Raw genomic sequence first — 24,367 nt, 5'->3', positions numbered from 1 at the left:
CTCACCGCGTCGGGCGAGCCTCCGAGAACCGTATCGGCGGGCCGATTCCCGCGCGATGGAGAGGAATGCCCATACGCCGGAGGATTCGGGAGGCCTCCGGAAGATCCAGGAGGCCTCCCGAACGGATGCCGCGGCTACGGCACGAGGGTGAACCTCACCTCCGTCGCGTTACCCGCCACGTCGTGCACGGTGAGCACGTTCTCGCCGAGCACCGCTCCGAACGACCCGGGCTTCACGTTGTTCAGATCCGACCAGACGTTGTCGCTCAGGTCGGTGCCGGTGTCGTTCACCGTCACGCGGTCGATCTTGAAGGCGTCGTTCAGTTTGAACGACACCTTCGAGAAGACGCCGTCGGCGCCGATCGTGAACGCGGAGCCGGTCTTGGCCGTGACGGTGGGCGGCGTGACGTCGAGCGTGAACCGCACGGTCGTCTCGTTGCCCGCCGCGTCGCGCACGACCAGGGTGTTCGCGCCCTCCACCGCGCCGAACACCCCGGGCTTCACACCGTTGAGGTCGGACCAGACGGCATCCGTCACGTCCTTCTCGACGCCGTTGAGCGCGAGGCCTGCGACCAGCCCCTCGTCATGCAGCTTGAATGAGACCTTCGAGTAGACGCCGTCACGGCCCACCGTCGCCCCGGCATCCGTCTTGACCGTCACGGCCGGAGCCGTGGTGTCGGTCGCAGCCGCCGTGACCGTCAGGTCGCGCAGGCGCCCGAAGTTGTCGAACGAGCCGAAGCCCACCCGCCCCTCGGGGAACGTGGTGTCGGTCGCGGTGAGCAGCGGGGTGTCGAGTCCGTCGAGGTAGACGGCCACCTCACCCGTGTCGCAGCGCACCACGCGCACGTCGTGCCACTCCTCGTCGGTGATCGCCGGCGGGGCGCCGACCGTGCCGTCCCACTGATCGTCGACCCGCACGCGGTCGGCGTTGTTCACGGTGAAGATGCCGTTGTGCGGGTAGATCGTGTTGTCCTTCGACAGGTGCACGTACGAGTACTCCGTGTCGGACTTCCACCCGAACACAATGATGACGTCGCGGTTGTTGACCGACGCCTTCTCGTCGATGCGCACCTGGGCCGAGAGGTCGAACGACCCGAGCTCGGGCCCCTCGTTCAGCACGGCGTACTCGAAGGGACGACGGATGCCGTCGTTCGGGTTCGTGCCCGCCTCGGTGAGCACGATCTGATCGCCGGGGAAGTCCCACTTCGCCGGCGTGCGCGGTGCCCAGTTCTCCTCACCCATCACGTCGGTGATCACCTGCCCGTCCGGCGTGCAGGCGGCGGGTGCCGGAGGTTCGACGGGCGGAACCGCGTAGAGCGCGTACTGCGCCGCGATCTGCTCGGCGGTCGGCACCGTGTCGAGCAGCATCACGTCGTCCATGCGACCGTGGAACGGGTTGGCCTCGCGCGTGTTCTGCGGGAAGCTGCCGCCGATCTTGATGCCCGCGGGCGTGGTGTCGCTCGTCGCGCCCCCACCCCACGGGTTCGCCGCGGTGTACCGCCCGGCGAGTTCCTCGCCGTTCATGTACAGCTTCATCTCGCCGCCGGCGAAGTCGAAGGTGGCGGCGAGATGCACCCACTGCCCCTTCTTCAGGATCTCGTCCCACGGCAGGTCGGCCGCGAACGTCCACGACCCCGCCCCGTCGACCCGGCGACCGAGGGCGACGAGCTTGAGCTCGCCGTCGACCGTGATGACCTCGAGCAGCGCGCGCACCGCATGGCCGTCGGAAGTGCCGGTGAGCACGCCCGCGAGACCGATCGCGTTGTAGACGTCGTCGGGGTTGGCGGTGCCGGAGTTCAGCGCCGGATGATCGCCGGTGGGCTTGAACCAGCCCATCACCGAGATCTCCTCGGCACCGGCGAAGTCACCGAGCGTGTCGACCCCCGCGGCGTCGTAGACCCCGGCCTTCCAGTCGTCGTTCGAGGCCGTGGTCGGGCTCATCTGCTGCGTCTGCAGCGCCTTGCCCGCCCCCGGGTACGCCCGGTCGGCGACCCGCTGCTCGACGCCGCCGTTGATCAGCGCGATGTCGGTGCCCGAGCGCCCCTGGTCGACCTCGACCGTCGGGTCGGCGCCCGGGTGGTCGAAATCGTGGTGGGTGACGACGTTCGGCGCCAGCTCCGGCAGCACGAACGGCGACGACGGGCCCGCCTCGCGGGCACCGGTGACCTTCCAGATCTTGCCGTTCGCCTTCGAGACGAGGTACAGCTCGCCGTCGGCATCCGATCCGAAGCGCAGGTCGACGCGCGTGTCGCCCACCAGCTCCTGGAAGGTGGTCTCCTCGCCGTCCTCGAACACCCGCAGCTCCTCGATCGTGGCGAGGTCGTCGGGGTTGCCCGCGTTGCGGACCATCTCGTCGGCCTGCGTCGAGAGCACCCATCCGCGCACCAGATCGGTGAAGAGGTACCGGCCCTGCAGCGCCTCGATGTCACCGCGGTAGACGAAGCCGCCGTTCACGGCCACGCCCGCGTCGCCGGTCTGGCCGGGGTCGCGGTTGTGGTCGTAGGCGGCGACCGGGTAGGTGAAGCCGAACTCGGCGTCGTTCTCGGGCAGCGGGAAGATCTGCCGGTTCTCGGCGAGGAACGAGCCCTCGCGCACCGACCAGCCGAAGTTGTCGCCCGGCTCGACGGCGTAGATCGACTCGACCTGCCACTCGCCGATGTGGGCGAGGTACATGGTGTGGTCGCCCTCGGGATCCCAGCTGATGCGGTGCGGGTCGCGCAGACCCACCGCGTAGATCTCGGGCAGCGCGTCCGCGTCGTCGAGGAACGGGTTGTCGGCGGGGATGCCGTACGCGCCGTTCTCGCTGTCGTCACCGGTCGGGTCGATGCGCAGCACCTTGCCCTGCGGGGTGGCGAGATCCTGCGGGTTGCCGTTGCCGACGCCGTTACCGCCGTCGCCGACGAGGATGTACAGGATGCCGTGCTCGGCGGTGCCTTCGGCAGCCGTCGGGTTGAACGCGATCTGCTGCACCGTGTGCACGCGTCCGCCGAAGGGGATGCGCATGACCTCGCGGTGCGTGCCGGAGAACGTCTCCGCCGAGGGGTCGGATGCCGTCCACTCGGTGATCACGCTGTGGAACTGCGTGTTGCCGTAGGCCGGGAAGTCCGGGGTGTCCTCGGTGAGCGCCGTGCCGCCCTCGGTGTGCACGGTGTAGAAGAGCCCGTTCTCGGCGAAGTCCGGGTGGAACTCGGCCGCGCCGAGTCCGGTGCCCAGCCCTGCGCTGTTGTGGAAGTTGTCGACGAACTCGTCGCGCACGTTGAGATACGGTACGTACTCGCCCGACGCCTTGTCGACGAGGTACAGGATCGCGTTGTTGTCGGGCACCATCAGGCGACCCGAGTCGTCGGGGACCTCGTCGAGGTGCGTGATGCGGTTGTGCCGCACCAGACGCGGGTCCTGCGTGGCCGGGGTCGTCGTCGACTCGGGCAGCTGGGCGAGCTCGGTGACCTCGATGCCCAGGCTCGAGAGCTCGGGGTCGGGCAGCGGGTTCAGCAGCGGCTCGGCGGGGGTCTCCCCGGGAGCACAGTCACCCTCGTTGCCGGTGGCGATCGCGAGGTTCTCGCCCGTCGTGTCGACCGCGACGTCGTCGAGCAGCAGTCGCCCGGTGCTGGTGGCGCCGTTCTTCCAGAAGAAGCGGTCGAGGTCGCCGTTCACGGCCTGACGGAAGCCGAACTGCTGCTCGGTGCCCTCGGGCAGGCGGGTGATCTCGTCGTAGGCGCCGCCCTGGCTGTAGACGGCGACCTTGTCGGTGGCGTTGTCGGCGACGATCCAGACGCACTGCCAGGCGTCACGCGACCAGACGCCGGCGGACTTGAACGCGTTGCCGTCGCGGACGCGCAGCACGTCGTCGTTCTGGTTGTTCACGTATGCGCGGCTGTGCGTGTAGTCGTTCGGGGCGTCGACGTCGGTCAGGCCGAACGAGGTGTCGACGCTGCCCGTGCGCAGGAAGCGGAAGAACAGCGTGCCGGTCGTTCCCTCAGCGATCGCCGGGATCTCGCGGAACGCCTGCTGCCCGCCGCCGACCGACTCGACGACCTGGTTGTTGCCGTTGAGCGGATCGGCGACGACGCGGGGAGCAGCGGATGCCGTCCACCCGTCCTGCCCGTTCAGCGCCGTGCGCTCGTAGCCCTCGAAGTCGATCACCTCGGGGAACGTGGCATCGGCCGTCGCGGGGGTGGCGGCGAGCAGGGTGCCGATCATGGCCGCGGCGATGGCGGCCGCCCCGGCTCTCCGGTGGCGCCTCCCGCCCGGTGGCACGGCGTCCGTTCGCCGGTGCGCGCTCGTCGACCGTGTGTTTCGCTTCTGCATCAGAGACCTCTCAACGTCATCGTCGTGTGGTGTCGTGCCGGTGTGGTGTCGCGCTCCTCCCCGGGGCGGCACTGCAGAGGGGAGGGCGATCAGCGGTACGGAAGCGCATGCGTAAGCGCTTTCGCAACCGCTTTCGTCGAGGCTAGCGTGGAGGGTGGAGTGAGGCAAGGGTCATCTGTCGGAGACGGCGGCCCTTCGTCTCGTCGCTGCGCTCCTCGCTCAGGAACCGGTGGAAGACACCCGGTTCCTGAGCGAGCGAAGCGAGACGAAGGACCCCTGCGGGGTCAGCCCAGTGAGCGGGCGAGCAACGCCCCGGCGGCGTGCAGCCAGCGCGCCGGGTCCTGCATCGCGGCCTCCCCCGACCCCGCGAGCTCGGTCAACGAGGCATGCGCGGCGAACGCCGAGGTGTCGGCATCCGCATCGATTCGCCCGGCCACGAGGAGAGCATCGACCCCGGCGTCGACCGCAGTGGCCGCGACGTACGAGGGCACCTTGCCGGCGCCCGACTGCCCGTCGAACGCGCCCTCGCCGGTGATCACGAGGGCAGGACCGACAGCGGATGCCGCGGCCAGCGCACCCGGGAGCCCCACGAGTTCGCCGACCTCGGCCGAACCGGCCACGAGTCGTGCACCCCAGGCCAGCAGGCCGAAGCCGGTGCCTCCGGCCGCTCCGGCACCCGGGGTTTCGGGATCAACGGGCAGCAGGGAGGCGAGTCGCGCGAGTCCCGCATCGGCGCGCGCGATCGCGTCGCCCGTGAGCCCCTTCTGCGGGCCGAACACCGCCGCCGCCCCGAGCGATCCCACCAGTGGATTCGTCACGTCGCTGAGCACGAGAACGCCACCCGGGGGCAGAACGCGCAGCCCGGTCGGATCGACGGACGCGAGCTCGGCGAGCCCGCGGGCACCGACCGCGATCGGCACCCCGGACGCGTCCAGGAACCGCGCGCCCAGCGCCGCCAGCATCCCGGTCCCGCCGTCGGTCGACGCACTCGACCCGATCCCGAGCACGAGGCGCGAGACCCCGGCGTCGAGGGCTGCGGCGATCGCCTGTCCGAATCCGAGCGTGTGCGCCTCCTCCCCGATGCGCCGCTCGCCGAGCAGTTCGATGCCGCTCGTCGAGGCGAGTTCGACGACGCCCGTGCCTCCCGGGGCGTCGGGCGTCGCCGGCAGCCTCAGCCACGCGGCATCCGTGGGCGCACCGTCCGGACCCGTCACCCGCACCGGCACGCGCACCGCACCGTCGACCGCGGCGGCGAAGGCATCGACCGTGCCCTCGCCCCCGTCGGCCATCGGCCGCAGCACCACACGATCGTCGGGGCGCACGGAGCCCCACCCCGCGGCGAGCGCGGCGGCGACGTCGGCGGCACCGATCGTGCCCTTGAAGCTGTCGGGGGCGAAGACGACGGTGTGCACGCTCTCGACCCTATGCCGGTCGAGAAGGGGCCGGTCGAGAAGGGGCGGCGCGAGAGTCCGCCGGCGCGAGGAACGGCGAGACGCTGCGCCCGAAGGTCTCGGCCGTGCGCCGCACGACGGCGGCCGGGTCGTCGGCCCAGATGTCGGCGTGGAAGATCTCGACCTCGATGTCGCGGTCGTACCCGGTGGCGACCACGGCCTCGGTGAGGGTGCGCAGGTCGATCACGCCCTCGCCCGGATAGTGCCGGCTGAGCAGCACGTCGGCGGGCAGAGGGGTCTTCCAGTCGCACACCTGATAGGTCGCGATGCGCCCCTCGCGGCCCGCGCGGGCGATCTGGGCGAGCACGTCGGGGTCCCAGAAGATGTGGAACGTGTCGACGGCGGCGCCCACCACCTGCGCGTCGAAGTCGGCGGCGATGTCGAGCGCCAGTCCGAGCGTCGAGACCACGCAGCGGTCGGTCGCGTACATCGGATGCAGCGGCTCGATCGCGAGCGTCACCCCGGCCTCCGCCGCGTAGGGCGCGAGGTCGCCGATCGCGTCGCGCACCCGTTCGCGCGCCCCCGCGATGTCGCGCGACCCCTCGGGCAGACCGCCGGCGACGAGCACCAGCACGGCGGTCGATCCGGCAGCACCGGCGGCGGCGAGCGCCGCGGTCTCGTCGATCGCGACGCGGTTGTCGTCGAGCGAAGCACGCCGGGCGTCGCCATCGGGCACCGTGAAGAACCCGCCGCGGCAGTGCGTCGTGAAGCGCAGTCCCGAGTCGGCGAGCATCGCCGCCGCGGTCTCGAGCCCCACGGCCTGCACGGGCTCGCGCCACAGACCGATCGCCTCGATGCCGGCGTCGCGCGTGACGTCGAGGGCGGTGCGGAGGTCGGCGTGCTTGATGGTGGCCTGGTTGATCGACAGACGGGGATCGGGCGCGGTCATGCGAGCACTCCATTCATGCGAGAACACCGTTCAGCTTCAGCAGTGCATGCCAGCGGCCGGCCGCGAGGTCGGGGTTCTCCAACGCGCGCGCCTCGTTCGCGAGCTCGACGATGCGCGACAGGTGCGGCAGGCTGCGCGCGGAGTGCAGGCCGCCGACCATCTGGAACGCGGGCTGGTGCCCGTTCAACCATGACATGAACGCGACCCCCGTCTTGTAGTAGAAGGTGGGTGCGGCGAAGATCTGCCGGCTCAGAGCCTCGGTCGGGCCGAGGATCTCGAGGTAACGGCCGGGGTCGCCGGCATCCAGCGCCTGGATCGCCGCCGAGGCCGACGTCGTCAGCGCCGCGAAGGCTCCGAGCAGCGCGTCGGAGTGCCGACGCGGCTCGGCCGCCTCGCTCACGGGCTGCGCGGCATCCGGCACGTCCGCTCCGCCGATGAGGCCGACGTAGTTGAAGTCGTCGCCTGTGAACATGCGCACACCGTCCGGCAGGCGGTCGCGCACGGCGACCTCGGATGCCGCGTCGAGCAGGCTCATCTTGACGCCCGACACCTTGTCGGGGTTCTCGCCGATGATCTCGATCAGCACATCGGATGCCGCGCGCCAGTCGTCCGACCCGAAATACCCCTGCAGCACGGGGTCGAAGGCGGTGCCGAGCCAGTGCAGCACGACCGGGGTCGTCGCCGCCCCCAGTACCTCGCGGTACACCCGGCGGTAGTCGTCGGCCGAGCTGGCGGCACGGGCCAGGTGGCGCGACGCCATGATCACGGGGCCGGCGCCCTTCTCCTCGGTGAAGTGCAGCTGCGTCTTGTAGGCGTCGATGACGGCATCCACCGTGATCTGCTCGTCGTCGACGTGATCGGTGTTGACCCCGACGACGACGGCGCCGCCCTCCTCGCGGGCGACCGCGGCCGAGCGCGAGATCAGCTCGCGGGTGGCCGCGGCATCCAATCCCATGTTGCGCTGGGCGGTGTCCATCGCGTCGGCCACGCCCAGCCCCCACGCGTAGGCGTGGCGGCGGAAGGCGAGCGTCGCATCCCAGTCGATCTCGGCGGGACGCCCCGGGGTGTTGTCTCCCGCGACCTTCGGCACGACGTGCGCCGCGGCGTAGGCCACGCGGCTCCGCAACGGGCCGTCGGGGCGGGTGTAGGCGGGCGCCTCGGACAGCTCGACCTGCGAGGTCGAGCCGTCCGGGGCGAGCAGGGTGAGCGCGCCCATGGTCGTCACCCCTCGGTGAGCGGGGTCAGTTCGATCTTGCGCCCCTCGCGCGACGACGCGAGTCCGGCCTCGGCGAGCTGCACGCCGCGGGCACCCGCGAGCAGGTCGAACGCGTAGTCGGTGCCGAGAACGTACGACTCCAGGAACTCCTCCCACTGCTGCCGGAAGCCGTTCTGGAAGACCTCGTTCGTCGGCACGCCGGCCCAGTCGGCCGCGTAGTCGTGGTCGTCGGCGAGGTCGGGGTTCCACACCGGCTTCGGGGTGGCGTTGCGGTGCTGGATCTTGGCACCGAAGAGCCCGACGACCGCCGAGCCGAGCGTGCCGTCGACGTGGAACTCGACGAGCTCGTCGCGGTTGACGCGCACGGTCCACGAGGAGTTGATCTGCGCGATCGCCCCGCCCTCGAGCTCGAAGATGCCGTACGCCGCGTCCTCCGCGGTGGCGATGTAGCGCTCGCCGTGCTCGTCCCAGCGGTCGGGGATGTGCACGGCCGCCTGCGCGTAGACGCTCTCGACCGTGCCGAACAGGTTCTCGAGCACGTAGTTCCAGTGCGGGAACATGTCGACGATGATGCCGCCGCCGTCCTCGGTGCGGTAGTTCCAGCTCGGGCGCTGCGCGGGCTGCCAGTCGCCCTCGAAGACCCAGTAGCCGAACTCGCCGCGCACCGAGAGGATGCGCCCGAAGAAGCCCGAGTCGATCAGTCGCTTGAGCTTCTGCAGACCGGGGAGGTAGAGCTTGTCGTGCACGACACCGGTCTTGACGCCGGCCTCGCGGGCGAGGCGGGCGAGTTCGAGCGACTCCTCGAGCGACTCGGCGGTCGGCTTCTCGGTGTAGATCGTCTTGCCGGCCGCGATCGCCTTGCGCAACGCCGTGGCCCGCGCCTTCGTCACGAGGAAGTCGGCGTAGATCTCCCACTGCGGATCGGCGAGCGCCGCATCGAGATCCGTCGTGTAGTCGGCGATGCCGTGGCGCTCGGCGAGCTCGGCGAGCTTCGTCTCGCTGCGGCCGACGAGGAGCGGCCGCACCGTCACCCTCGTGCCGTCGGAGAGTTCGATGCCGCCCTCGTCGCGGATCGCGAGGATCGAGCGCACGAGGTGCTGGCGGTAGCCCATGCGTCCCGAGACGCCGTTCATGATGATGCCGATCTCGCGCGTCTTCGCGGGAGCGGATGCGGGAGCCTCGGGAGAGGCGGTGGTGGTGAGTGACATCTCGTTCCGTTCTTCCGTCAGGGTGCTGTTCATGCGAGTCAGTTGCCGGCCGCGGCGGGCTTGCCGCCGAGGTAGAGCGCGGCGAGGGTGGGGTCGGCGAGCAGTTCGGATGCCGGGCCCGAGATGTGCACGCGACCGAGGTCGAGCACACAGCCGATGTCGGCGGTCTCGAGCGCCCGTCGCGCGTTCTGCTCGACGAGCAGAACCGCGGTTCCGGCATCGCGCATGCGCACGATCTGCTCGAACACCTTCTCGGTGGTCTTGGGGTCGAGGCCCATCGACGGCTCGTCGAGGAGCACGACCTTGGGGCTCACCATGAGCGACCGGGCGAACTCGACCTGCTTCTGCTGGCCGCCCGAGAGGAGCCCGGCGAGCTGCTTCCACCGCTCCCCCACGATGGGGAAGAGGTTCTGCACGAACTCCACGCGCTCGTGGATCACCTTCTGGTCCTTGAGGGTGAAGGCGCCGAGCATCACGTTCTCGCCGACCGTCATCTCGCGGAAGACGCTGTGGCCCTGCAGCACGTGGGCGAGGCCGTGGCGCAGCATCGACTGCGGGCCCTCGCCGGTGATGTCGCGGCCGTCGACCTCGATCTTCCCCGAGCGCGGCTTGAGCATGCCGCTCGCGACCTTCAGCACGGTCGACTTGCCGGCGCCGTTCGGCCCCACGAGGCAGACCACCGATCCCGGCGGCACCTCGACAGTGAGGCCGCGGAGCACGAGCGCCGCCCGGCCGTACCCGGCCTCGATGTCGCGCAGTTCGAGCAGGTTCTTCGCTTCAGACTCCAAGGTAGGCCTCCAGGACTCGCGGGTCTTGCTGGATGATCTCGGGGGTGCCCGCGGCGATCGGACGCCCGCGGTCGAACACGATCACGTGGTCGCACAGGCTCATGACCATCTCCATGTTGTGCTCGACGATGATGAAGGTCTTGCCCTCCTCGTTGAGCTCGCGCACGAGGGTCGCGATGCGCCCGATGAGGGCGGGGTTCACGCCACCGGCGGGCTCGTCGAGCATGATCGTGTCGGGCTCGCCCATGAGCACTCCCGCCAGCTCCAACAGCTTCTGCTGGCCGTAGCTGAGGTTGCGGGCCTCGGCGTGCTCGAGGTGATCGATGCCGACGCGCCGCAGCCAGCCGCGGGCCCGCTCCAGCTCCTCCGGATCGTGCGCCGAGCGCAGCTGCTGGCGGATGCTCGTGCTGCGCACCGCGACCAGCAGGTTCTCCATCACCGTCATGCGCGGGAACACCCGGCACAGCTGGAAGCTGCGGCCGATGCCCGCACGGGCGATGCGGTCGGGCGACTTGCGGGTGATCGCCTGCCCCCGGTACCGCACCTCGCCGGAGTCCGGCTTGATCATGCCGGTCACGCAGTTGAAGAAGGTCGTCTTGCCCGAGCCGTTCGGCCCGATCAGCCCGTTGACCTTGCCCTCCTGGAAGGTGACCGTGGCGGCGTCGACCGCGGTCACGCCGCCGAACCTCTTGGTCATCGAGGCCGTGCTGAGGCTGTCGAGCGTGGTGGTGGCGGCGTTCATGCTGACGTCTCCTTCGCCGCGGCATCCGCTGTTCGCTTCTCGTTCTGCTCGAGGAGCTCGCCGGCGGTCACCTCGCGGATCGAGGCCTGGTCGGATTTGCGGGTGACGAGGTTGCGCACCGCGGGGATGACGCCGTCGGGCATGAAGAGCACGACGATGCCGAGCAGGATGCCGGTGGCGATGAGGTGGAACTGCGTGTCACCGAACTCGAGCTTGAAGTACTCGAGGGCGACACCCACGACGACTGCTCCGAGGAGCGGGCCGAAGAGGTTGCGCACCCCGCCGAGCAGCGCCATGAGCACCATGTACGAACCGATGAGGATCGAGAACTGGAAGATCGGGTCGAGGTCGCCGAACCACAGGGCGTAGAGCCCGCCGCCCAACGACACGAACAGCGCCGAGAGGATGTAGGCGATGAGCTTGTAGCGGGTGGTCGGCACGCCCAGCGACTGCGCCTTGTCCTCGTCCTCGCGGATGGACTTGAGCGCGGTGCCGAACTTCGACCGGTCGATGATCCACCACACCAGCAGCGCGAACGCGAGCAGGGCGACGAACAGGTAGAAGAACACGCGGTGGTGCTCGGGGCGCAGCATGCCGGGGAACGGACGGGGGACGTTGAGTCCCTCGGAGCCGCCGGTCACCTCGCGCCAGCTCTGGAAGACCAGCAGCATGATGAGCACGAAGGCGATCGAGACGATCACGAACGACGCTCCGCGCACCCGGAGGGCGGCGATGCCGATCGGGATCGCGATGACCGCGACGAGCAGAGCGGCGAGGATCCAGGCGACGAAGCCCGGCAGCGCCAGGTACTTGATCAGGAGCGCGGTGCCGTAGGCCCCGAGCCCGAAGTACGCGGCGTGCCCCAGGGAGATGTACCCCGTGAACCCGCCCATGAAGTTCCACCCCGTCGACAGCACGGCGTAGTTGAGGATGACGACGCCCGCCGACAGGATGTACGGGTTCGGGGCGATGGTCGGGAACGAGAGGATGAGCGCCGCGCCGATGACGAGAGCGGCGAGCTTGATCCACGTCGTCGAGCGACGACGGGTGGGAGCGGGCGGAGCGATGACGACCGTCTCGGTCGCGATCGGTTCGCGGCTAGAAACGCTGGGCAAGACGACCTCCGAAGAATCCTTGCGGGCGGAACATCAGCGTGGCGAACAGGGCGACGTAGAAGATCGTCTGCGCCCACGTGGGTCCGAGGGGGAGCTGCAGCAGGCTCTGCGCGACTCCGAGGACGAGCGCCGCGATGGCCGCGCCCGGGATGCTGCCGAGACCGCCGACGACGATGATCGCCATGAGCGGTCCGATCCAGTGCCAGTGCAGCGACGGGTAGATCGTGGCGTCGAGCGAGAGCGCGGTGCCGCCGATCGCGGCGGTCGCGAGGCCGAGGCCGAAGCCGTAGCCCGCGACGCGGTCGGTGTTGATGCCGACCAGCCGCGCCGCCTCCGGGTGCTGGATCGTGGCGCGCAGCGCCTGCCCGAACCGCGTGTACTTCAGCAGCACGAAGAGGCCGGCGAGCGCCACGGCCGCGAGACCGAACGCGATGAGCTTGACGACCGGCACCTGGGCGCCGAAGAAGTCGAGGCTCGCGCTGGCGTACGGCAGCGGGATGCGCCGCTGGGTGCCCGAGAAGAAGAACCCGAGCGCCCCCTCGATGATCAGCGCCACCGCGAAGGTGAGCAGCACCGACATCATGGTGAGCGTCAGCGGCTTGAGCCGCGACACCAGCAGACGCTGCATCACGACGCCGGTCACGAAGAACAGCGGCACGGTGACGACTAGGGAGATGAGCGGGTCGAGCCCGGTCTCGCGGTTGAACCACCAGGCGAGGTACGCGGCGAGGATGAGGAACGCGGAGTGCGCGATCATCACGACGCGCATGATGCCGAAGTAGAGGGTGAGGCCTGCGGCCAGGAGGGCGTAGAGCCCTCCCAGCAGCACGCCGAGGATCAGGCTTTGAAGTAGCAGTGCTCCACTCACGATGTGCGGATCACCACGTCGGCTTCGGGAAGAGGAAGTCGGTCTCCTTGACGTCCTCGGGGAGGACGATGCGGATCTCGCCGCCGACCCACTGCTGGATGAGGTGGGCGCCGGTGGGCTTGCCCGTCTCGTCCCAGCTCAGGGGGCCGACCACGGTCTCCACCTCGTTGTCACGGAGCCAGTCGATGAGCTGCTGCTGGCACTCGCCCTGCTCGGCGCAGCCGACGGCCTCGACGGCCGCGGCCACGACCTGGCCGGTCGTGTAGGCGTTCGCCTCGTCCTCGGCCGGCGGGTTGCCGTGCATCTCGGTGTACTTCTCGACGAACTCGATGTTGCTGGGGAACTGCGAGTCGGGCGAGTAGCCGGTGGGAGCCAGGATGCCCTCGGTCGCCCCGCCGATCGCCGCGGCGAACTCGGGGTTGGTCGGGGCGGTCGAGAACGCGGCGAGCTCGGGCTGGTAGTTCAGCTGCTGCAGCGCGATGATCAGGTTGACCGCGTCCTGGTACTGGGTGCCGCCGATCACGATGTCGGCATCCGACTGCGCGATCTTCGCCGCGATCGTCGAGAAGTCGGTCGTGTTGGGCGGGTAGACCTCGTCGACGAGGATCTCGACCCCGGCCTCTTCGAGCTTGTCGCGGAGACCGTAGGCGGTGCCCTGCGCGAAGGGGTCGTCCATCGCGGCGACGGCCGCGGTCTCGGGACGCTGGTCCTCGGGAAGGGCGAGCAGGTAGTCGGCGAGGTTGTTGTAGTGATCGTTCGCGATCGCGGGGGCGGCGTAGAAGAGGTTGTCGAAGCCCTGCTCGAACACCTCGGCCGCGGCTCCCGCCGGCTCGACGAAGAGCATGCCGTACTCCTGCGCGACACGCGCCGAGGGCACGACCAGGCGGGTCGAGAACGGGCCGAAGACCAGGTCGACGCCGTCCTGCGCGATGAGCGACTCGTAGTCCGAGACGACGCGGTCGGCGTTGGACTGGTCGTCGAGGATCTTCAGCTCGACCTGGCGACCGAGCAGTCCGCCGTTCTCGTTGATGATGTCTCGCCAGGCCTCGTAGCCCCGCTCGACGCCCTTGCCCGGCTCCGAGAAGTCGCCGGTGAGCGGCAGCGAGATGCCGATGACGATGGGGTCGTCCGATCCACCCCCTTCCGACTGGTCACCGGTTCCGGAACAGGCCGAAACCGTGAGGGCGGCGATCGTCAACGATCCGATCGCTGCGGCAATCCGTCGACCTTGGCGGCGTGCAGTCATGCGGGTGTCTCCTACGTCATCGTAAGCGAAAGCGCTTTCGTAAGCGCTTCCGCCACTATACTTGCGTGGAAGAACGAGAGCAACCCACAGCGCGATCAGCGTCGATTTTGCTCCAGGGGGAGGTTTTCGTGAAGCGTACAGGTACGCCGCGACTCGTGGACGTCGCCGAGGCGGCCGGGGTCTCCCTGGCGAGCGCCTCCCGCGCCATGAGCGGGGGTTCGGGCATCTCTCCCGAGGTCGCCGCCCACGTGCGACGCGTCGCGCAGGAGCTCGGCTACGAACCCAACCTGCACGCTCGCGGCCTCGCGGGCGGGCTCGTGCCGACCATCGGACTGCTGGTGCACGAGATCGGCGACCCCTACTTCTCCGAGATCGCCAGCGGCGTCATCCGCAGCGCCACCCTCGAGAACCGCTCCGTGCAGATCGCCCAGGCCGACCGCACCCCCGAGAGCGAGCTCGCCCAGGTGCAGGCGCTGCTCCGGCAGCGCGTGGGGTCGATCATCATCGCCGGCTCCGGGTACGCCGACCCCGAGCACGAGCAGAAGATGACCGCCGCCCTCGCCGAGTTCGCGCTCGCCGGCGGCCGCGCCGCCGTCATCGGCCGCCACTACCTGCCGATCGACGCCGTATTGCCCGACAACCACCGCGCCGGCGTCTCGGTCGGCGCGCACCTCGCCGCGCTCGGGCACCGCCGCATCGGCGTCGTCGCCGGCCCGCTCGAGCTCAACACCGTCGCCGATCGCATCGCCGGACTCCGCGAGGGCATCGCGGATGCCGAGGTCGAACTCACCGTGGTGTCGAAGGAGTTCACGCGCGAGGGCGGTATCGCCGGCGCCCGCGAACTCGTCGACGGCGAATTCCGGGGCCGCGACCTCACCGCGATCGTCGGCCTCAACGACGCCATGGCCATCGGCATCCTGAGCGAACTGCGCCAGCAGGGCATCCGCGTTCCCGACGATCTGTCGGTCGTCGGCTTCGACGACATCGCGGTCGCCGCCGATGTCGCCCCCGCGCTCACCACCGCCCGCATCCCGATGTTCGAGATGGGGCAGCACGCCGTCGCGCTGATCCTGCGCCCCGCGAGCGACGAGGCCCGCACCGTCAGCACCTCGCACGAGCTGATCGTGCGCGCGTCGACGGCGCCGCCGCGCGGCTGACGCCCCGCGCCGAGGAGTCACGACACGCCGCGCCTCGGCATCCGTTCGCGGCGTGTCGTGACCCCTCGCGCCCCGGAACTCAGCCGTGCGGCCAGCGCGGCACGACCAGCGGGCTCCCCGACTCGGGATCGGCGATCACCCGGGCGTCGAGCCCGAACACGTCGGCGACGAGCGCCTCGGTGATCACCTCACCGGGGGTGCCGGTCGCGACCACTTCGCCGTCCTTCATCGCGATCACGTGATCGGCGTAGCGCGCGGCCTGGTTGAGGTCGTGCAGCACGGCGACGAGCGTGTGCCCCCTGCGTGCGGTTGAGCGTGCGGCAGAGTTCCAGCAACTCGATCTGATGACTGACGTCGAGGTAGGTCGTCGGCTCGTCGAGCAGCAGGATCGGCGTCTGCTGCGCCAGCGCCACCGCCATCCACACGCGCTGCCGCTGCCCGCCCGAGAGCTCGTCGACCATCCGACCCGACAGATGACGGATGCCGGTGGCGTCCATCGCCTCGGCGACGGCGGCCTCGTCCTCGGGCGACCACGGCGCGAACAGGCGCTGGTGCGGGTACCGCCCCCGCGTGACCAGATCGACGACGCGGATGCCGTCCGGAGCCACCGGTCCCTGCGGGAGGAGGCCGACCTCGCGCGCCACGTGCTTGGTGGGCAGATCGTGCAGGCTCTTGCCGTCGAGCAGCACGCTCCCCCGGGCCGGGGGCAGGAGCCGCGTCAGGCTCTTGAGCAGCGTCGATTTGCCGCAGGCGTTCGGCCCCACGATCACGGTGAACGCGCCGTCAGGGATCTCGACGGACACATCGGCGCACACGAGCTTGTCGGCGTAGCCGAGCGCGGCGCCGTCGACCATCAGTCGGGTCATCTCTTCTTTCCCTCTCGCAGGAGCAGCCACAGGAAGTACAGTCCGCCGATCGACACCGTGACGATGCCGACGGGCAGGGGGGAATCGGGATGGATGCGCTGCGCCACGACGTCGGCGAGGAGCAGCAGCAGAGCCCCGACGGCGGCGGTCGGGCCGAGCGCGAGCCCGTCGGAGCGCACCACGCGGCGCGCGATCTGCGGGGCCGCGAGCGCGATGAACGAGATCGGTCCGACGGTCGCCGTGGCGAGGGCGGTGAGTCCGACGCCGATCACGATCGCCGCCACCTGCACCGCGCGCACGTTCTGGCCGAGGGCGGTGGCGAACGGCATCCCGATCTGCATCAATCGCATCGGCCTGCTCAACGCCATCGCGGCGATCAGGAAGACCGCCGATCCGCCGAACGCCCCCAGGAACGTCGCCCACGAGACGCCCGACAGGTTGCCGGCACCCCACAGGCTCGCCATGATCGCGTCTTCGACGGTCGCCGTCAGCAGGATCCACACGTTCACCGAGGCGAGCATCGCGCTGACCGCGATCCCCACGATGATGAGCCGCACCCCGCGCACCGCCCCGCGCTTCGACGAGAGCAGGAACACGAGGAACGCGGTCGCCACACCCCCGGCGAGCGCCCCGGCCATGGTCTCGACCGAGCCGCCGCCGAGCAGCAGCATCACGACGATCGCGCCGGTGTACGACCCGGTCTGGAATCCGATCACGTCCGGCGAGCCCAGCGGGTTGCCGGTGAGGTTCTGGAAGATCGCGCCGCTCATCGCCAGGCACGCGCCGAGCAGCACCGCCATGAGGATGCGCGGCGCGCGCCACTCGAGCACGACCATCGAGGTGTAGGCGTCGCCCTGGCCGACGAGCGCCGCGAGCGCCTCGATCGGGGTGATCTGCGCGGAGCCCGAGAACACGGCGAAGACGGCGAGCAGCACGATCGCGATCCAGAGCCCTGCGCAGATGCGGGCCGAGCGCGCGTCGACGAGCAGGAACGGGCGGGAGCGCGGACCGATGCGGTGCACGCGTCGGCCGAAGTCGAGGTCGGTCATCGCCTCACACCTCCGACACGCGGAAGCGCCGCACCATGTAGATGAGCACGGGCGCTCCGATGAACGCGGTCACGACACCCACCGGCACCTCACCCGCGGTGATGACGCGGCCGAGCACATCGGCGAACCCCATGACGGTCGGCGCGATGAGCACCGAGTACGCGAGGATCCACCCCTGGTGCGGGCCGACGATCATGCGCGCGAGATGCGGGGCGAGCAGCCCGAGGAAGCCGATGGGCCCGGCCGCGGCCGTCGCACCGCCCGCGAGCAGCGCGATCGCGACGAGCACGACGAGACGGATGCGGTTCGGATGCGCACCCATCGCCACGGCGGATGCCTCGCCCAGCGACAGCACGTCGAGGGAGCGCGAGCTGAGCAGGGCGATGACGAGGCCCACGACGATGAACGGCACGATCGCGAGCGTCGCCTCGAGCGGCTGCGAGGCCGTGGTGCCCGCCGACCACCCGCGCATCTTCTCGAGGATCTCGGAGTGCGTCAGCAGCACGGCCGACGAGAACCCCATGAGCACCGCGCCGAGCGCGACGCCCGACAGGGTCATGCGCACGGGGTTGCCGCGGGCGGTGCCGGTGTTGCCGATCACGAAGACGAGCACCGAGGTGATCATCGCCCCCGCGAACGACCACCACATGTACTGCGAGATGTCGGTCGTGCCGAAGAACGCGAGCCCCACGACGACGGCGAGCGACGCCCCCGCGTTGACACCCAGGATGCCGGGGTCGGTCATGGGGTTGCGGGTGACGGCCTGCATGAGCGCCCCGGCGACGCCGAGCGCGGCACCGGCGACGAGGATGAGCACGGTGCGCGGAACGCGCGAGAACCAGACGGTCTGCGAGATCGCGTCGGCGGGGTCGGGATGAAGGAGGGCCTGGATCACCTCGGCCGGAGGAACGGCGCGCGAGCCGACGAGCATGCTGGCGGCGAGGGCTGCGATGCAGAGGATCGCGAGCGGCACGAGCCCGACCCAGCGCCGCCCGGCGGAGGAACGGGCGGCGGAGAGGGGCGAGGAACGGGGCGAGGGCGGGCGCGGGTCCGCCCCGGACACGAGGGTGTTCGGGGCGGGCCCGGATGCCGCGGGCTGCGGGTTCATCCGACGGTCAGGAGACCTTCGTCGACGACGAGACGAGGTCGGCGACGTCGTTCAGCCAGGCCGCGTACGTCGTGGCCGTCATGGCGCCCTTCGAGCTCCAGGCGCCGAGCTGGTCGGCCTGCACGGCGGGCAGCGCGTCCCAGAGGTCGGCGGTGAAGGAGAAGTCGTCGCCGTAGCCCTCGATGAGCAGGATGTCGGCCGGGTATGTCGAGGCATCCTCCCACGCGACCTGCCCCCACGGGTTGCCGGTCTCGGGGGCGTCGGCGCCGACGATGGTCGCGCCGAGTTCTTCGAGCAGCTCGGCCTGGGCGAAGCCGACGCCGGTGTACAGCATCTCCTTCGCGGGGCTGGTGAGCATGATGTTCAGACCGCTGCCGGTGATCGCCGCACTGAAGGCCTCCTTCGCGTCTTCCAGGTCGGCGTCGGACTGCACGATGGCGTCGGAGGTGACGTCGGCACCGAAGAACGCGGCGATCGTGCGGGTGTCGGCGATGCGACCGTCGATCGTCTCACTGCCGGGCAGCGGCACGAACGGGGCGACGCGGGTGATCTGCGCGTTCACGTCCTCGTCGAACCACTGCCAGCCGTCGGCGGTGCCCTGACCGATGATCGCGTCGGGGCGCAGCTCGGCGAGCTTTTCGACGTCGATCTCGCCGTCGGTCCCGATCTTCGGGATGTCGGAGATGTCGGCATCGCCCATCACGAAGGGGTTGTCGCACTCGTAGCCGAAGAGGGCGACGGGCTCGATGCCGTACTCGTGCAGCGAGCTGTAGGCGTAGCAGTCCATCACGATGCTCTCGGGCTGCGCGGCGAAGTCGATCGACAGGCCCTCGAGCGAGGGGTGTTCGAGCGTGACACCCTCCCCCGATTCCGGTTGTTCCGCGGTGTCTCCGGTCGAGGCGCAGGAGGCGAGGAGCAGGGCGGAGGCGGCGACGAGGGCAGCGAGAGAGGACCGGCGGAGCACGGTGAAGACCAATCTGTCGGTGGAAGGGGAGCTCTTCGACCGTAACAAGAATTTAGTTAGGGTAGGTAATCCTAACTAGATCATCGGGCGTGTCCCCTCGGCATCGCGCAGGCGGCCGTCCCGCCCGGGAGGCGGTGCCGGAAGCGGGCGACGAGTGCGTAGCCGAGCGCCGCCGCCCACGCGAACGGCGGGGTCACCAGCATCCGTCCGAGGATTCGCATCCACCGGCCGGGCTGCATCCGCAGCAGTGCAGCGAAGGCCGCGTGCCCGCGGAACCGCTGCTCCCCCACGACCAGCCAGACGTAGCGCGTGACGTCGTGGTTGCTCAGGCGGAGCGCATCGAGGTCGAGCCACTGCCAGGGCTCGGCGTCGGGGAAACGCGCGAGCCGTTTCTCGAGCACGCTCACCGCGGTCGTGCAGAACCCGCAGTCGCCGTCGAAGACGAGCAGCGGTCGCGAGCGCATGCCTCCGACCCCATCACAGCCCCCGCGGGTTCTCAACCCCCTGGCCTGCGAACCACCGGGCAGCGGATGGTGAGGTATGAGCCACAACCCCGATGACATCAAGCAGCCCCTCGACCATCTGCCCCCGCTCGATGAGCGCGATAAGGCCGTCGAGATCGACGAGCCCAGCTACCCGACTTCGAGCGAGCCCGCCGAGCACGGGAGCGTGTCGCCCGACACGGCCGCCGAGCCCGGCAAACCGAACCGGCACGGCGTCGACAAACTGCCGCCGACCTCGCGCTGAGACCCCCGCGATGGGCGGAGTTCTCGGCGTCGGGCGGATGTTTGTTCCCGGAATCTCCGCCCGACACGGAGTTCTCCGCCCGACGGGGAGGCGGCGCGGAGGCGAGCAGCTCCGCTTCAGGCGTCGATCACGAGCGTCGGCGACAGCGCCCGTGAGACGCACGGGTACATCGTCATCGATGCGTCGTCACCGGTGAGCGAGTCGCGATGCTCGGGGATGCCGTCGAGCACGGTCACCGCGCAGGAGCCGCAGATGCCCCGCAGACACGAGCCCTCGACCGGCACGCCCGCACTCTGGAGCGCGCCGAGCATCGAACGCTCGGCCGGCACCTCGACCGTGACGTCACTGCCCGCGCAGACCACGGTGAACGCCTCGTTCGGCCGGAACTCGCGCGGCTTCGGCTCGAAGCGCTCCACGTGCAGACTCGCACCGCCGGGCAGGGCACCCGCGAGGTCGTCGAGCGCATCGACGAAGCGCTGCGGTCCGCAAGCGTAGACCGCGGTGCCGGGCGCGAGGCCCGCGTAGAGCTCGGCCAGATCCATCCGCCCGGCTTCGGCGCCGACATGGATCGTGACGCGATCGCCGAGGGCAGCGAGATCGTCCGCGAAAGCCACGTCCTCGCGCCGACGCACCAGATACGTCATCCGCCAGTCGGCATCCTCGGCGGCCAGATGCCGCGCCATCGCCAGGATCGGCGTGATGCCGATGCCCGCCGCGAGCAGGTGGTACGCCGGAGCATCCGACAGGGTGAAGAGGTTGCGGGGTGGGCGCACCCACACCCGGCTCCCCACCCGCAGGAACGAGTGGATGTAGTGCGAGCCCCCGCGCGAGAACTCCTCGCGCAGCACGGCGATCCGATAGCCGTGCGCATCTGCGGGGTCGCCGCACAGCGAGTACTGGCGCTCGTGCCGCGTGATGAGCTGCACGTCGACGTGCGCCCCCGGCTGCCACGGCGGCAGCGCGGTGCCGTCGGGCGCGGCGAGACGGATGCTGACGATCGAGGGCGTCTCATGGACGATCTCGCTCACGACGAGGGGGAGCATCCCCGCACGGGACCGCATTCAGTACAGGTTCCGGTAGGCGCCGGCCATCGCGTCGTCGATCACGTCGCCGACCGAGGGATCGAAGCCCGACATGCTCGCCCAGATCGCGCCCGAGGTCGGCACCTCCTCGGCGAGGTCCTGCATCTCGGCGTCCCAGAGACCCGCCCGCACGAGCGCGCGCCCGCAGTGCAGGTACACCTGCTCGGTGCGCACGACGATCGCGAGATCGGGAACCGCATGGTCCTGCTCGAGCATCGCCAGCAGCGAGGGGTCGTTCGTGACGGTCGCCGTGCCGTTGATGCGCAGCGTCTCGGTCATGCCCGGCACGAAGCACAGCAGTCCGATGTGTCCGTTGTCGATGATGTTGGTCATCGAATCGGCGATCTTGTTGCCGAGCCGGTCGGGGATCACCAGGGTGCGCGGATCGAGCGCCCGCACGAAACCGGGATAGTCGCCGCGCGGCGAGCTGTCGCAGTTGCCCGCGGCATCCGCGGTCGCCAGGCTGCAGAACGGCGAATGCGCGAGGAACGTCAGGCAGTTCTCGTCGAGGAAGTTCGTGATCTTCTGCGTGGTCGGTGCCTCGGGTTCGCCGAGCGTCGACCTGAGGTAGGCCAGATCGACGGAGGGGAAGTCGAAGCTCTCCATCCCTCCAGGCTAGCCAGGCGGATGGCGGTCGTCACCGTCGCGACGTCACAGCGTCACCCCCACCGGCTGTGCTGAGCGCCCACCCCGATGGCGGACGAGACGGGCCTCAGTCGCCGAAGGCGGCTAGCAGTTCCGAGAAGCGATCGAGGTCTTCGGCCGACCAGCGGCTCAACCGCTCGGCGAGGCGCGCCTCGTAGCGAGAGCGGGCGAGCGCGACCCGCTCCTGCGCGAGATCGGTGGCGACCAGCACACGGGCCCGGCGATCGTCGGGGTCGGGAACGCTCTCGACCAGTCCCAGCTGCTCGAGCTGGCGCACGTGACGGCTGACGGCCGACTTGTCGGTCTGCAGGCGCTCGATGATCGCGCCGGCCGAGGTCGCCTTGCCCGTCGCGATCGACGTGAGCACCTGGTAGCCGAGGGGCTGCAGATCCGGATGCACGGTGGTCGCCGCCTCGCGCCAGCTCACTCGGATGCGCGCGAACAGCCGACCCAGCTCGTGCTCGACGCGCGAGACCGCCTGGTCGATGTCGACACTGCCGGGCTGCGTGCCGGACTGCACGGCGGACTGCGCGGCGGGCGCGCCCTCGCGGGCGGGTTCGTCGGTCGAGGCGCTCATGATCGCCAGCCTAACGGCGGCGCACGACGAAGCCCCGCCGTCGACCGCCCGGCGGGGCTTCGTGCGTCACACCTCCGACAGCAGCCGGAAGACCTTGGATGCCGCGTGGATCTCCTCGGGCGTGAGCTCGGCGACCACCGCGCGCAGCCGCACGCCGTGGTCGCGGCGCAGCTCGGCGAGCGCCGCACAGGCCGACGGCGTCGCCGTCAGCACCCGCAGGCGCCCGTCGCGCTCGTCCGGGCGGGACTCGATCAGACCGAGATCTTCGAGCATCCGCACCTGGCGGCTCACCACCGACTTGTCCATCTCGAACCGCTCCGCCAACTCGTGCGCGCTGACGGAGCCGGCTCGATCGATGAAGGTCAGCAGCTTGTACCCACCCACCTGCAGCTCGGGCGAGATGCGGGCGGCGGACTCCCGCCACAGCGTCCGCGTGCGGGCGAAGATGAGGTTGAGGTGCGTCTGCAGGTCACCCAGCGCGGTCTCCGCGTCGGGCGATGCGACGGCATCCGAGCCGATCATCTCAGCCCCTCGACTCCCGGCCGTCGCGTTCGAGAACGGTCGTCACCGAACCGGTCGACGGAGCAGACGGAGAGGAGGGAGAAGCGGATGCCGTGCCCGCGATGCGGATCGCACCGGTCGACATCGTCGCACCGACCTCGGCCTCGGAGACCTCGAGCACCGACTCCTCGGCCTGCTCGCGCAGCTGCTCGGCGGCATTCTTGGTCGACAGCGGCTTGTTCTTGAGGAACGCGATCGCGATGACGGCGATGACCGCGAGCGGGATGGCGATGATGAAGGCATCCGCGATGCCGTGGCCGTAGGCCCCCTCGACGATCGCGCGGATCGTGTCGGGCAGCTGACCGACCTTCGGTACGTCACCCGAGGCGAGGTGCGGCAGCGCGTCGATCTCGTCCTGCGTCGACGGCACGAAGTCCTTCAGCGAGTCGGTCATGTACCCGGCGACGCTCGTCGAGAGCAGCGAGCCCATGACGGTGACGCCGATGGTGCCGGCGATCGTGCGGAAGAAGTTCACGTTCGACGAGGCCGCACCCAGCTGCTGCGGGGCGGTGTCGTTCTGCACGATGAGCGTGAGGTTCTGCATGACCATGCCGAGACCCGCGCCGAGCACGAACATGTACACGGCCACCAGCGGGAACGGGGTGTCGTAGCGCAGCGTCGACATCAGGCTCACGCCGATCGTGGTGAGCACGGAGCCCGTGAGCATCCATCCCTTCCACTTGCCGAAGCGGCTGACGAGCTGGCCGATGATGATCGACGCGCCCATCTGGCCGATGATCATCGGGATCGTCATGAGACCCGACTCGGTCGGCGTGGCGCCACGGGCCAGCTGGAAGTACTGCGCGAGGAACACCGAGGTGGCGAACATCGAGACGCCGATGGCGATCGACGCGATGACCGAGAGCGTGAAGGTGCGGTTGCGGAAGAGCGACATCGGCACGATCGGTTCCTTGACGAAGAACTCGACGGTGATGAACGCGGCGATCGCGACGCCGGCGATGACGGCGAGCATGATGCTGGTCGACGAGTCCCACTCGAACTGGCTGCCGCCCATCGAGACCCAGATGAGGAGGGTCGAGACGCCGACCGCGAGCAGCACGATGCCGAAGTAGTCGATCGAGACCCTGCTGTCGCGCTGCGGCTTGGGCAGGTGCAGCGTGAACTGCAGGAGCACGAGGGCGAGGAGGGCGAACGGCACGCCGACGAAGAAGTTCGAGCGCCAGCCCCACACGTCGGTGAGGAGTCCGCCGAGCAGCGGGCCGCCGATGGTGCCGAGGGCCATGATGCCGCCGACGACGCCCATGTACTTGCCGCGCTCACGCGGCGAGATGATGAGGGCGACCGCGATCATGACGAGCGACATGAGGCCGCCGACGCCGATGCCCTGGATGACGCGCACCGCGATGAGCATGTTCGTGTCGGTCGAGAATCCGGCGATCACGGTGCCGGCCGTGAAGAGGATGAGCGAGATCTGCACAAGGATCTTGCGGTCGACGAGGTCGGCCAGCTTGCCCCAGATCGGGGTGGAGACGGCGGTGGCGAGCAGGCTCGCGGTGATGACCCAGGTGTACTGGGACTGCGTGCCGCCGAGGTCGGCGATGATGACCGGCATCGAGGTCGACACGACGGTGCCCGAGAGCACGGCGACGAACATGCCGACGACGAGCCCGGAGATCGCGGTGAAGACCTCGCGCGGTGAGCGCACGGTGTCGTGCGCGGGTGAAGAGATGGTTGTCACAGGGGAACGCTCCAGCGTAGAAAGTTGATAAGTGTCAACCATACGCCGTTAGTTGCAAAAGTGCAACTGTTGACGGGATGCA

At 69.8% G+C, this 24,367-nt stretch carries 21 protein-coding genes and 1 pseudogene; 2 read left to right on the top strand and 20 right to left on the bottom strand.

Annotated features, from left to right (window positions below; genetic code table 11):
- Window positions 1-134: 134 nt before the first annotated feature.
- The 10 genes from ACI2JZ_RS09940 to ACI2JZ_RS09895 form a co-directional block, all read right to left on the bottom strand.
- Window positions 135-4,199 (bottom strand): PQQ-dependent sugar dehydrogenase, encoded by a 4,065-nt coding sequence (locus ACI2JZ_RS09940; protein ID WP_404597387.1) that lies wholly within the window; start codon window positions 4,197-4,199, stop codon window positions 135-137.
- Window positions 4,200-4,591: 392 nt separating this feature from the next.
- Window positions 4,592-5,719, bottom strand: a complete 1,128-nt coding sequence (locus ACI2JZ_RS09935) for a glycerate kinase (protein WP_404597386.1) — start codon at window positions 5,717-5,719, stop codon at window positions 4,592-4,594.
- Window positions 5,720-5,729: 10 nt separating this feature from the next.
- Entirely contained in the window at window positions 5,730-6,647 is a 918-nt protein-coding gene (locus ACI2JZ_RS09930) for a sugar phosphate isomerase/epimerase family protein (protein WP_404597385.1), read from the bottom strand.
- A 13-nt stretch (window positions 6,648-6,660) separates the two neighbouring features.
- The gene (locus ACI2JZ_RS09925; RefSeq protein WP_404597384.1) at window positions 6,661-7,863 is read right to left on the bottom strand and encodes a dihydrodipicolinate synthase family protein; all 1,203 of its coding nucleotides are present in this window, start codon (window positions 7,861-7,863) and stop codon (window positions 6,661-6,663) included.
- Between the two features lie 5 nt (window positions 7,864-7,868).
- A complete protein-coding gene (locus ACI2JZ_RS09920) occupies window positions 7,869-9,071 on the bottom strand; it encodes a Gfo/Idh/MocA family protein (RefSeq protein WP_247633913.1) in 1,203 nt (400 codons plus the stop codon).
- Between the two features lie 38 nt (window positions 9,072-9,109).
- Window positions 9,110-9,859 (bottom strand): ABC transporter ATP-binding protein, encoded by a 750-nt coding sequence (locus ACI2JZ_RS09915; protein ID WP_247624612.1) that lies wholly within the window; start codon window positions 9,857-9,859, stop codon window positions 9,110-9,112.
- On the bottom strand, window positions 9,849-10,601 hold the full coding sequence (locus ACI2JZ_RS09910) for an ABC transporter ATP-binding protein (protein ID WP_247633911.1): 753 nt from the start codon (window positions 10,599-10,601) through the stop codon (window positions 9,849-9,851). The genes ACI2JZ_RS09915 and ACI2JZ_RS09910 overlap by 11 nt, the downstream gene beginning before the upstream one ends.
- The gene (locus ACI2JZ_RS09905) at window positions 10,598-11,716 is read right to left on the bottom strand and encodes a branched-chain amino acid ABC transporter permease (RefSeq protein WP_247633910.1); all 1,119 of its coding nucleotides are present in this window, start codon (window positions 11,714-11,716) and stop codon (window positions 10,598-10,600) included. The genes ACI2JZ_RS09910 and ACI2JZ_RS09905 overlap by 4 nt, the downstream gene beginning before the upstream one ends.
- Entirely contained in the window at window positions 11,700-12,584 is an 885-nt protein-coding gene (locus ACI2JZ_RS09900; protein WP_247624609.1) for a branched-chain amino acid ABC transporter permease, read from the bottom strand. The genes ACI2JZ_RS09905 and ACI2JZ_RS09900 overlap by 17 nt, the downstream gene beginning before the upstream one ends.
- Before the next feature lie 10 nt (window positions 12,585-12,594).
- Window positions 12,595-13,830, bottom strand: coding sequence for an amino acid ABC transporter substrate-binding protein (locus tag ACI2JZ_RS09895; protein WP_247624608.1), 1,236 nt, complete (start codon window positions 13,828-13,830; stop codon window positions 12,595-12,597).
- Between the two features lie 128 nt (window positions 13,831-13,958).
- On the opposite strand from ACI2JZ_RS09895, the gene ACI2JZ_RS09890 reads away from it, so the two are divergent.
- Window positions 13,959-14,987, top strand: coding sequence for a LacI family DNA-binding transcriptional regulator (locus tag ACI2JZ_RS09890; RefSeq protein ID WP_247624607.1), 1,029 nt, complete (start codon window positions 13,959-13,961; stop codon window positions 14,985-14,987).
- Between the two features lie 79 nt (window positions 14,988-15,066).
- Here the strand turns inward: ACI2JZ_RS09890 and ACI2JZ_RS09885 are convergent.
- The 5 genes and pseudogenes from ACI2JZ_RS09885 to ACI2JZ_RS09865 all read right to left on the bottom strand — a co-directional run bounded on the left by ACI2JZ_RS09885 (window position 15,067) and on the right by ACI2JZ_RS09865 (window position 19,438).
- Window positions 15,067-15,841, bottom strand: a pseudogene (locus ACI2JZ_RS09885) (ABC transporter ATP-binding protein).
- 8 nt (window positions 15,842-15,849) lie between these two features.
- On the bottom strand, window positions 15,850-16,902 hold the full coding sequence (locus ACI2JZ_RS09880) for a FecCD family ABC transporter permease (protein ID WP_404597383.1): 1,053 nt from the start codon (window positions 16,900-16,902) through the stop codon (window positions 15,850-15,852).
- A 4-nt stretch (window positions 16,903-16,906) separates the two neighbouring features.
- Entirely contained in the window at window positions 16,907-18,010 is a 1,104-nt protein-coding gene (locus tag ACI2JZ_RS09875; protein ID WP_404597382.1) for an iron chelate uptake ABC transporter family permease subunit, read from the bottom strand.
- 7 nt (window positions 18,011-18,017) lie between these two features.
- The gene (locus ACI2JZ_RS09870; protein ID WP_336641806.1) at window positions 18,018-18,974 is read right to left on the bottom strand and encodes an ABC transporter substrate-binding protein; all 957 of its coding nucleotides are present in this window, start codon (window positions 18,972-18,974) and stop codon (window positions 18,018-18,020) included.
- 80 nt (window positions 18,975-19,054) lie between these two features.
- Window positions 19,055-19,438 carry a thiol-disulfide oxidoreductase DCC family protein gene (locus ACI2JZ_RS09865; RefSeq protein ID WP_404597381.1) on the bottom strand — a complete coding sequence of 128 codons (384 nt, stop codon included), beginning with the start codon at window positions 19,436-19,438 and terminating at the stop codon, window positions 19,055-19,057.
- Window positions 19,439-19,514: 76 nt separating this feature from the next.
- On the opposite strand from ACI2JZ_RS09865, the gene ACI2JZ_RS09860 reads away from it, so the two are divergent.
- Entirely contained in the window at window positions 19,515-19,721 is a 207-nt protein-coding gene (locus tag ACI2JZ_RS09860; protein WP_247624601.1) for a hypothetical protein, read from the top strand.
- Between the two features lie 116 nt (window positions 19,722-19,837).
- Here the strand turns inward: ACI2JZ_RS09860 and ACI2JZ_RS09855 are convergent, their stop codons facing one another.
- From ACI2JZ_RS09855 to ACI2JZ_RS09835, 5 genes are all read right to left on the bottom strand, one after another.
- The gene (locus tag ACI2JZ_RS09855; protein ID WP_404597380.1) at window positions 19,838-20,764 is read right to left on the bottom strand and encodes a PDR/VanB family oxidoreductase; all 927 of its coding nucleotides are present in this window, start codon (window positions 20,762-20,764) and stop codon (window positions 19,838-19,840) included.
- 18 nt (window positions 20,765-20,782) lie between these two features.
- On the bottom strand, window positions 20,783-21,409 hold the full coding sequence (locus tag ACI2JZ_RS09850) for an MSMEG_1061 family FMN-dependent PPOX-type flavoprotein (RefSeq protein WP_404597379.1): 627 nt from the start codon (window positions 21,407-21,409) through the stop codon (window positions 20,783-20,785).
- Window positions 21,410-21,515: 106 nt separating this feature from the next.
- Window positions 21,516-22,025 carry a MarR family winged helix-turn-helix transcriptional regulator gene (locus tag ACI2JZ_RS09845; protein ID WP_404597378.1) on the bottom strand — a complete coding sequence of 170 codons (510 nt, stop codon included), beginning with the start codon at window positions 22,023-22,025 and terminating at the stop codon, window positions 21,516-21,518.
- A gap of 66 nt (window positions 22,026-22,091) precedes the next feature.
- A complete protein-coding gene (locus tag ACI2JZ_RS09840; RefSeq protein ID WP_247624597.1) occupies window positions 22,092-22,547 on the bottom strand; it encodes a MarR family winged helix-turn-helix transcriptional regulator in 456 nt (151 codons plus the stop codon).
- Between the two features lies 1 nt (window position 22,548).
- Window positions 22,549-24,327, bottom strand: a complete 1,779-nt coding sequence (locus ACI2JZ_RS09835; RefSeq protein ID WP_404597377.1) for a DHA2 family efflux MFS transporter permease subunit — start codon at window positions 24,325-24,327, stop codon at window positions 22,549-22,551.
- Between the last annotated feature and the right edge of the window lie 40 nt (window positions 24,328-24,367).

Source organism: Microbacterium sp. NPDC087868, assembly GCF_044900755.1.
Lineage (GTDB): Bacteria > Actinomycetota > Actinomycetes > Actinomycetales > Microbacteriaceae > Microbacterium > Microbacterium galbinum.
This window is presented reverse-complemented; position numbering and strand designations above follow the sequence as displayed.

Excerpts from the sequence above, each read along its gene's own strand:
- ACI2JZ_RS09940 (WP_404597387.1), bottom strand. The coding sequence starts at position 4,199 with ATGATCGGCACCCTGCTCGCCGCCACCCCCGCGACGGCCGATGCCACG.
- ACI2JZ_RS09930 (WP_404597385.1), bottom strand. The coding sequence starts at position 6,647 with ATGACCGCGCCCGATCCCCGTCTGTCGATCAACCAGGCCACCATCAAG.
- ACI2JZ_RS09925 (WP_404597384.1), bottom strand. The coding sequence starts at position 7,863 with ATGGGCGCGCTCACCCTGCTCGCCCCGGACGGCTCGACCTCGCAGGTC.
- ACI2JZ_RS09920 (WP_247633913.1), bottom strand. The coding sequence starts at position 9,071 with ATGTCACTCACCACCACCGCCTCTCCCGAGGCTCCCGCATCCGCTCCC.
- ACI2JZ_RS09910 (WP_247633911.1), bottom strand. The coding sequence starts at position 10,601 with ATGAACGCCGCCACCACCACGCTCGACAGCCTCAGCACGGCCTCGATG.
- ACI2JZ_RS09895 (WP_247624608.1), bottom strand. The coding sequence starts at position 13,830 with ATGACTGCACGCCGCCAAGGTCGACGGATTGCCGCAGCGATCGGATCG.
- ACI2JZ_RS09880 (WP_404597383.1), bottom strand. The coding sequence starts at position 16,902 with ATGACCGACCTCGACTTCGGCCGACGCGTGCACCGCATCGGTCCGCGC.
- ACI2JZ_RS09875 (WP_404597382.1), bottom strand. The coding sequence starts at position 18,010 with ATGAACCCGCAGCCCGCGGCATCCGGGCCCGCCCCGAACACCCTCGTG.
- ACI2JZ_RS09865 (WP_404597381.1), bottom strand. The coding sequence starts at position 19,438 with ATGCGCTCGCGACCGCTGCTCGTCTTCGACGGCGACTGCGGGTTCTGC.
- ACI2JZ_RS09860 (WP_247624601.1), top strand. The coding sequence starts at position 19,515 with ATGAGCCACAACCCCGATGACATCAAGCAGCCCCTCGACCATCTGCCC.
- ACI2JZ_RS09855 (WP_404597380.1), bottom strand. The coding sequence starts at position 20,764 with ATGCTCCCCCTCGTCGTGAGCGAGATCGTCCATGAGACGCCCTCGATC.
- ACI2JZ_RS09850 (WP_404597379.1), bottom strand. The coding sequence starts at position 21,409 with ATGGAGAGCTTCGACTTCCCCTCCGTCGATCTGGCCTACCTCAGGTCG.
- ACI2JZ_RS09845 (WP_404597378.1), bottom strand. The coding sequence starts at position 22,025 with ATGAGCGCCTCGACCGACGAACCCGCCCGCGAGGGCGCGCCCGCCGCG.
- ACI2JZ_RS09840 (WP_247624597.1), bottom strand. The coding sequence starts at position 22,547 with ATGATCGGCTCGGATGCCGTCGCATCGCCCGACGCGGAGACCGCGCTG.
- ACI2JZ_RS09835 (WP_404597377.1), bottom strand. The coding sequence starts at position 24,327 with ATGGTTGACACTTATCAACTTTCTACGCTGGAGCGTTCCCCTGTGACA.